Origin of the sequence: Rhodoplanes roseus (genome assembly GCF_003258865.1) — a bacterium.
Classification (GTDB): domain Bacteria; phylum Pseudomonadota; class Alphaproteobacteria; order Rhizobiales; family Xanthobacteraceae; genus Rhodoplanes; species Rhodoplanes roseus.
Genome location: NZ_NPEX01000257.1, coordinates 1 through 8,177, shown reverse-complemented (window position 1 = coordinate 8,177; position 8,177 = coordinate 1). Strand labels below are relative to the sequence as shown.

At 68.7% G+C, this 8,177-nt stretch carries 5 protein-coding genes and 1 pseudogene; 2 read left to right on the top strand and 4 right to left on the bottom strand.

Annotated elements, in window-relative coordinates:
* The 4 genes and pseudogenes from CH341_RS24955 to CH341_RS24940 form a co-directional block, all read right to left on the bottom strand.
* Positions 1-224, bottom strand: a pseudogene (locus CH341_RS24955) (aldolase); the annotation flags it as partial.
* A gap of 27 nt (positions 225-251) precedes the next feature.
* Positions 252-1,154, bottom strand: coding sequence for a cupin domain-containing protein (locus CH341_RS24950; protein ID WP_111421683.1), 903 nt, complete (start codon positions 1,152-1,154; stop codon positions 252-254).
* Between the two features lie 36 nt (positions 1,155-1,190).
* Entirely contained in the window at positions 1,191-2,117 is a 927-nt protein-coding gene (locus tag CH341_RS24945; RefSeq protein ID WP_111421685.1) for a DUF6282 family protein, read from the bottom strand.
* 360 nt (positions 2,118-2,477) lie between these two features.
* Complete coding sequence (locus tag CH341_RS24940; protein WP_111421682.1) at positions 2,478-3,362, bottom strand: ferritin-like domain-containing protein; 885 nt, start codon at positions 3,360-3,362, stop codon at positions 2,478-2,480.
* Between the two features lie 578 nt (positions 3,363-3,940).
* Between CH341_RS24940 and CH341_RS24935 the strand changes: the two genes are divergently transcribed.
* Together CH341_RS24935 and nosZ are read left to right on the top strand one after the other, a co-directional pair.
* Complete coding sequence (locus CH341_RS24935; RefSeq protein ID WP_111421684.1) at positions 3,941-6,145, top strand: NosR/NirI family protein; 2,205 nt, start codon at positions 3,941-3,943, stop codon at positions 6,143-6,145.
* A gap of 25 nt (positions 6,146-6,170) precedes the next feature.
* Positions 6,171-8,117 (top strand): TAT-dependent nitrous-oxide reductase, encoded by a 1,947-nt coding sequence (gene nosZ / locus CH341_RS24930; protein ID WP_111421681.1) that lies wholly within the window; start codon positions 6,171-6,173, stop codon positions 8,115-8,117.
* Positions 8,118-8,177 lie beyond the last annotated feature (60 nt).

The following is an 8,177-nucleotide window of genomic DNA, read 5'->3' as shown; positions in this document are numbered from 1 at the left end:
GGCACGCGCACCAGCGCCGGCACGCGGGCGGCGCGCGCCGCCATCAGCGCGATGTCGGCCGTGGTGCGATCGAAGGCGGCATGCTCCTGGTCGATGACGACGAAATCGAAGCCGGCGTCGGCGACGATCTCAGTGGCGTGGCCGGTCGGCGTCTTCAGGAACGTGCCGATCAGCGGCTCGCGTGCGATCACGCGCTGGCGGAACGGAACGACGGATGAGCTCATGATCAAACGCCCGCTGTTTCGGTCGCCTCACGGCATCGGGTAGTCGGCCGCGTTGAGCACCCAACCGGGCTTTTGCGAGAAGTCGATGCGCGGCGGGCAGAAGATATCGACGAGCTGGTTGAGGCCGCGACCGACCGCCTCGGTCGTGTGGATCGCCGGCGGCGGAATGACGGCGACCGACGGGCTGCCGCACAGCTCGTGATCGTCGTCGTGCCAGAACGCCTTGTTCACGGTCCAGGGCCAGCGCAGGTGATGAACGAACTCGCCCTCCAGCGCGAGCGAGCATTGCTCGAAGTCGTCGTGGTGATGCGGCGACAGCTTGGAGGGGTCGCGCGGCCCCTGATACGAGTCGAGGAAGTTCACCATGAAGGTGCTGCCGCGCCAGATGCGGCCGAAGCGGCCCTTCTCGGGCGGCACGTCCAGATCGTAGACGCGCAGCCGCCAGCCGCCCGTGGGCTCGGGCCAGGGCTCCTGCGGCGTCACCAGGGGCTTCGCGGTCGCGTAGGCGGCGGCGTTGCTGCACTTCGCGGCCAGGTCGGTGGCGCGCGACGTGATCATGCGCACGATGCGGCCGGGCGTGATCACGCGCAGGCGCGACGGCCCGGGGGGCACGAAGGCGAGCGAGCCGCCGGCGACACGCTCGGTCCCGTCCCTCGTGGTGATCTCGACCACGCTGTCGCGGTCGGGCATCAGCACGACGTATTCGTCGGCCTGCGCCTCGCGGGCCAGCACGGCGTCGGCAACCGGCTCCGTGTAGGCAATGACGAAGTTCTGGCCGCGGGCGTACCAGGTCTTTCCCTCGGGCCCGCTCTCCTGCGGCGGCTCGGCATAGAAGCGGGCATATTCGGCGGGGCCGAACGGGCCTTCGGTGGTCTTCTTTGCTGCAGCCGCGGGCGCCAGGGCGGCGCGGGGATCACTGACGTCGTACATTCTCACCTCCGAAGTGCCGCGGATGCCGGTCGCGACTCAGGCCGGCGACGGCAGATCCGCTTCCAGTCCCAGCGCATGCGCCGCGTTCAGCGACACCATCTTGCGGATTTGGTCGTCGTCGTAGCCGAGCCCGATGCACATCGCGATGCCGCGGCGAAAGCCCTCGATGGGATCGACCGAACCGACCTGGCCGAGATCCGAGCACAGTATGGTCTTGTCGACGCCGGCCGCGTCGATGTGCCGGCGCAAGTCCTCGTCGCCGGCGATCTTGAAGCGCGAGCCCTCGATGAACATCGCCAGCGAGTGCTCGACATAGGCCCCCATGGCGGCCATGCCCTTCACGTCGTTCATGCTGGCGCCGACGATGTCCTCCGGATGGGTGAGCACGAGGCGCCGGACGCCGCGTCGCTTGGCCTCCTCGAAGACCACCCAGGTCTCGCTGATATGCAGATGGCCGCTCGCCAGCGTCATGTCGGCCCGCGCGACGATGTCGAGCACCTCCTTGACCTCGTCGCGCACGGCGCCGCCATCGAGAACCGGGATGCCGACGGCCGGTCGAATCTTGTCGGTGGACGCCGGGTGGGACCACTTCGCCTCGGCCTGCCAGCGCAGATGGTTCTCCGCGGCGAGCGTCGGCAGCCACACGACCTTGCCGCCCATCGCGGCGGTGTGCTCGACCGCGTAGGGATTGAAGCCGCCGACCACGTTGTTGAGCACGATGCTCGGATAGATCTTGGTCGTCAGCTCCGGAAAGTTGGCGCGGATCAGCGCCGTGGTCATGGCGCTCGAGTAGTCGTGGTCCTTGGTCACCACCGCGGCGAAGCCGGCCGCCGAGGCCCGGCGCAGCAGCTCGACGTGATCGAGCGCCCGCGGCGCGATCGACGGGCCGCTGTGCACGTGCGGATCGATGGCGCCCTGCAGCAGCGCTTCGATACGGCTCCCGGTGTCGTCACGCGCATCCATCGTCGACGCCTTGCTCCCTTTCTCGACACCCGCATCGCGGCCGCACGGCCGGAAAACCAGGCCGAGAGCGATCACCCGACGGTCGCGCCGGCCGCGCGATTGGCCGAACCGGACGACCCTTTCGATGTTTTCGATCGCGGAACGCCGTTTTCTATTTGGAGCGTAATAGCTATCCGGCCGAGCTGTCAATCGTGACGCGTTGCGCCGTGCAGCATGAGTGCGGCGAAGCACGCGGCGGGCGGGACCCGGCGATTTCGCGCCGCTTGTTCCGCGATCGCAAACGAAGTCGAGCCGCGGCGGCCCGCGGCGGGCCCGGACCGGGCGGCGGACGCTGCACTGTCGGGTGCGGGCGGGACGCCCTCAGGCGTCGTCGACGGGTCGCACTCCATGGCGGGCCGACCACATCCGCAACGCCGCCAGACGTGAGATCGCGGTGGCAGCGAGCCCTTGGGCCGTGGCGACCAGTGCGGCGTCCTGGGCGACATCGGCGACCGCCAGATAGGCCTCGACCAGCACCTCGGCCGCATGGACGAGATCCGGCGTGCCTGTTTCCGGGCCGAGCGTGAGTTGAAGCTCGATCTCGTCCGCCTGGTCGAGCCGCTCCGCATTCGCCCGGGCTTCGGCGGGGAGAGGGCCGAGCATCGCATCGTCCCGGAATGCCGCGTCGAGCCTGTCGGCGAGCGTCCGTTCGCGTGCTGCGAGATCACGCAGGCCGAGCGTCGGAAGCGGCGACGTCCGGGTCTCGCGCGCCTGATGGAAGGCGGTCCGGCGCTCGCGCCGCAGCAGGGCGACGTGCTCGAGCTCCTCGTGCGCCATGCGCTCCGCCGCGGCGCGGATGTCGTCGGCCGGCGCCGTCGCCGCCACATAGGTCCAGAACGCGAAGGAGCGTTCCTCCTGGCGGACCGCCGCGGCGAGGGCCCGGTACGGCGTCACCAGCCGCGACTGCCCGAGCTCCTCGGCCGGCTCGTCGAACATCGCGGGCACCGGCCAGGGCAGCGGCGTCGAGGCGGGCAGCGCACCTCCCTGGTCGGCGCTCCAGCTCTCGATCTGATCGACATGTCCGCCCTCGATGCGCGCCAGCCGCGCGAACAGCCCGGCCAGAGCGTCGTCCCCCTGCTCGCGCAGATCGGCGGCGACCCGCTCGTAATAGGCGACGGCGTCGGCCTCCATCGCATGCGCGACCGCGAACAGATCGGCCATCGTGCGGATCGGGGCGGGCGGCGGAACGGCCTGCGGACGTGACATCGCGCGTCTCCTCGACGAGGCATCGTCCACACGATAGCGGCCGCGCGGCGCGATCGCCACGGCGAACGCACGTCGCGGAACCGGATCGTTCGCCTGTTTGCGTTCGCACAACGATCGACCCTGGACGGATCGCCAGGGTGCCCGAACCGATCCAGACAGCATCGTGACGCGTGCACGCAGCGGCCTGAATGCCGCGCGTGCGTCGCACAACGAGGAACCGCTCGAGTCACAAAATGAGAAACATGTCGCGATGCGAGGTACGACATTGCCGGCGCGCCAGCTCGCATGTGTTTCTACCTAACCGCGTTGCGTTGACAGTACGGTCTCCGACGTTTCAATTCGACCTCGAGGCGCGACGCGGCGCCGAGCGTGGACAGGGCCGGACCGACAGCGCCGTCGGCACGGTCACGCACTCCGACATCTCATGACGTAGAGAGCGGGTTCGTATGTCACGATCCGGCCGCGATCGATTCCTGTCGACGTTCGAGCACGGCCTGCAGGCCGTCGCCCGGCACGGCGTCACCACCACAGCGGCGCTGCTCGCCGCGGCCTTGCTGCTGCTCGTCGCCGTGCCGGCGATGGCGCAATCGTCGTCGCATCTCGCCGAGTACCTCGCCAAGGCGACGCCGCAGGAGTTCTTCGCGGGGGCGGACCGGTTCGGAGCACCCCAGGGCGAGCCGCCGCTCGTCCCCGTCTACGCCGCCGACCGGCTGCGCGGCTTCGTGTACCTGAACACCGACGTGACGGCGGCGATCGGCTATTCGGGCAAGCCGATCCGCATGCTGGTCGGCATCGATCCGGGCGCCGTCGTCAGCGGCCTGAAGCTCGTCGACCACAAGGAGCCCATCGTCCTGGTCGGCGTGCCGGAGAAGAAGGTCGTCGACGCCGTCAACGGCCTGATCGGCACCCGCATCGCAGCGATCGCGTCCGGCGCCGAGCGGCCGCCGCAACCCGACATCGTCTCCGGCGCCACCGTCACGGTGCTGGTGATGGCCGACAGCGTGGTGCGCTCCGCCGTCAAGCTGGTGCGCAGCGGCCGCCTCGCGGCCGGCTCCGGTGCGGCGCCCGCAGCCGCGATTCCGCCCGTCACCAGGACGGTCGACCTCGCCCGGCAGGAGGTCCGCGATTGGGAGAGCCTGCTCGGCGACGGCTCGATCCGCCGCCTGCATCTCTCGGTCGGCGACATCAACGCGGCGTTCGACAAGTCCGGCAACGCCGCGGCGAGTGCCCGGCCGGAGCCCGGCGACCCCGACGAGACCTTCATCGATCTGTACACGGCGCTCGTGAGCGTGCCGACCATCGGTGTCAGCCTGCTCGGCGAAGCCGGATACGCGCGGCTGAAGGAGCGGCTGAAGCCCGGCCAGCAGGCCATCGTGGTGGCGGGCCGCGGGCTCTACTCGTTCAAGGGCTCGGGCTATGTGCGGGGCGGCGTCTTCGACCGCATCCAGATCCTGCAGGACGGCGCCGGCACCCGCTTCCGCGACCGCAATCACGAGCGGCTCGGCGCCCTGGAGGCGGCGGGCACGCCGGACTTTCCCGAGATCGGCCTGTTCGTGATGCCGGACGACTTCGATCTCGATCCGACCCAGCCGTGGCAGCTCGAGCTGATGGTGCAGCGCGCCGTCGGCGCGCGCGACAAGGTGTTCCTCACCTTCGAGCTCGGCTACACGTTGCCCGAGACTTACGTCCGGCGCGAGCAGGCCGCGCCCTCCGTCACGACGGCGGCCGAAACGCCCCCCGCAGCCGCCGCGCCGCCGCCTCCTGCCCTCGACGCGCAGGACGAGCCGCTGTGGAAGACGATGTGGCGGCGCGACGTGCCGTCGATCGCCATCACGAGCGCGGCGCTCCTGCTCCTCACCGGGATCTTCTTCTTCCAGAACGTGCTGGTGCGTCGTCCGGCCCTCTACACCTGGGTGCGGCGCGCCTATCTCGGCTTCGTGCTGGTGTGGCTCGGCTGGTACGCCAACGCCCAGCTTTCGGTCGTCAACATCCTGACCTTCGCCAACTCGCTGATGACCGGCTTCTCGTGGGACTATTTCCTCACGGCGCCGCTGATCTTCATCCTGTGGTGTGCCGTCGCGGCGGCGCTGCTGTTCTGGGGCCGCGGGCCGTTCTGCGGCTGGCTGTGCCCGTTCGGCGCCCTGCAGGAGCTCACCAACACGATCGCCAAGGCGCTGAAGGTGCCGCAGATCCGCGTGCCGTGGGGCCTGCACGAGCGGCTGTGGCCGGTCAAGTACATGATCTTCCTCGGCCTGTTCGGGCTGTCGCTCTACTCGGTGGCGTTCGCGGAGCAGATGGCCGAGGTCGAGCCGTTCAAGACCGCGATCGTGCTGAAGTTCGTGCGCGACTGGCCGATCGTTCTCTATGCCGCGACGCTGCTGGTCGCCGGCCTGTTCATCGAGCGCTTCTTCTGCCGCTACCTGTGCCCGCTCGGCGCCGCGCTCGCGATTCCCGGGCGCCTGCGCACCTTCGAATGGCTGCGGCGGTGGGCGGAGTGCGGCTCGCCCTGCCAGCGCTGCGCGGTCGAGTGCCCGGTGCAGGCGATCCATCCCGAGGGGCACATCAACGTCAACGAGTGCATCTACTGCATGCACTGCCAGGAGCTCTATTTCGACGACCACCGCTGCCCGCACATGATCCAGGTGCGGCTGAAGCGCGAGCGTCGCGACGCCCTCACCTCGCCCTCGATGAAGGGCGGCAAAGGCGGCTTCGTCCCGCCCCTCGTCACGACCGGCGGCAAGCCGGTCGCTCTCCCCGAGACGACACTTTCGACACCGTCCTGAGCCCGCGAGCCCCAGAGGAGACACCATGAGCACCGACGACACATCGAAATTCAACCGACGCGACCTGATCAGGACCGGCGCGGTCGCCACCGTCGCCGGCGTCGCCGGCGCTGCGACCGGCGTCGGGGTGGCCGGATTCGACACGGCCGCGGCGCAGACCCGGGCGCCGGCGCCGCTACCCTCGGCCGCGCCGGCCCGCGGCCCCGCCAAGTACGAGGTGAAGCCCGGCGAGCTCGACGAGTACTACGTGTTCTTCTCCTCCGGCCAGACCGGCGAGATGCGCATCGTCGGCCTGCCCTCCATGCGCGAGCTGATGCGCGTGCCGGTGTTCAACCGCTGCAGCGCCACCGGCTGGGGCCAGACCAACGAGAGCATCAGGATCCTCACCGAGGGGCTCACTCCCGAGACGAAGGAGTTCCTGAAGGACAAGGGCGGCGTCTATCTCAACGGCGACCTGCACCACCCGCACATGTCGTTCACCGACGGCACCTATGACGGCCGCTACGTGTTCATGAACGACAAGGCGAACACCCGCGTGGCGCGCGTGCGGTGCGACATCATGAAGTGCGACAAGATCATCCAGCTCCCCAACCAGCACACGGTCCACGGCCTGCGGGTGCAGAAATATCCCCGCACCGGCTACGTGTTCGCCAATGGCGAGGACGGCGTGCCGCTGCCCAACGACGGCAAGGTGCTGAACGATCCCAAGCAGTACTGGTCGATCTTCTCGGCCATCGACGGCGACACCATGAAGGTCGCCTGGCAGGTACAGGTCGACGGCAATCTCGACAATGTCGATGCCGACTATCAGGGCAAGTACGCCTTCGCCACCTGCTACAACTCCGAGGGCGGCGTGACGCTCGCCGAGATGACGGCGAACGAGCAGGACTGGGTCGTCATCTTCAACCTGAAGCGCATCGAGGAGGCGGTGCAGAAGGGCGCCGTCACCATGATGAACGGCGTGCCCGTCATCGACGGCCGTCACGGCTCGCCCTACACGCGCTACGTCCCGGTCTCCAACAGCCCGCACGGCATCAACACGGCGCCGGACGGCATCCACGTCGTCGCCAACGGCAAGCTGTCGCCGACCGTCACGGTGTTCGACGTGCGGCTGTTCGACCAGCTCTTCGACGACAAGATCAAGCCGCGCGACGTCGTCGTCGCCGAGCCGGAGCTCGGCCTCGGCCCGCTGCACACCGCCTACGACGGCAAGGGCAACGCCTACACGACGCTGTTCCTCGACAGCCAGATCTGCAAGTGGAACATCGACGCGGCGAAGCGCGCCTTCAAGGGCGAGAAGGTCGATCCGATCATCCAGAAGCTCGACGTCCAGTACCAGCCGGGCCACAACCACACCTCCATGGGCCAGACCAAGGAGGCCGACGGAAAGTGGCTCATCTCGCTGAACAAGTTCTCCAAGGACCGCTTCCTCAATGTCGGCCCGCTGAAGCCGGAGAACGACCAGCTCATCGACATCTCGGGCGACCGCATGGTGGTGGTGCACGACGGCCCGAGCTTCGCCGAGCCGCACGACGCGACCATCGTGCATCGCTCCAAGGTGAGCCCGTTGCACGTCTGGAAGCGTGACGATCCGTTCTTCGAGGATGCGCGCAAGCAGGCGGCGGCGGACGGCGTCAAGCTCGAGCTCGACTCCAAGGTGGTCCGCGACGGCTCGACGGTGCGGGTCTACATGACCTCGTCGGCGCCGGCCTTCGCGCTCGAGCAGTTCGAGGTGAACCAGGGCGATCACGTCACCGTCTACGTGACAAACGTGGACGACATCGAGGACCTCACCCACGGCTTCGCGGTCGTCAACTACGGCATCAGCATGGAGGTGCCGCCGCAGGCCACCGCCTCGGTCTCCTTCACGGCCAGCCGCGCGGGCGTCTACTGGTACTACTGCACGTGGTTCTGCCATGCCATGCACATGGAGATGAAGGGCCGCATGCTGGTGCACCCGCGCAACGCATGATGGCCCGACTCGACCATACGATCCTGGCGGTGCCGACCCTCTCCCATCGGGAGAGGGTCG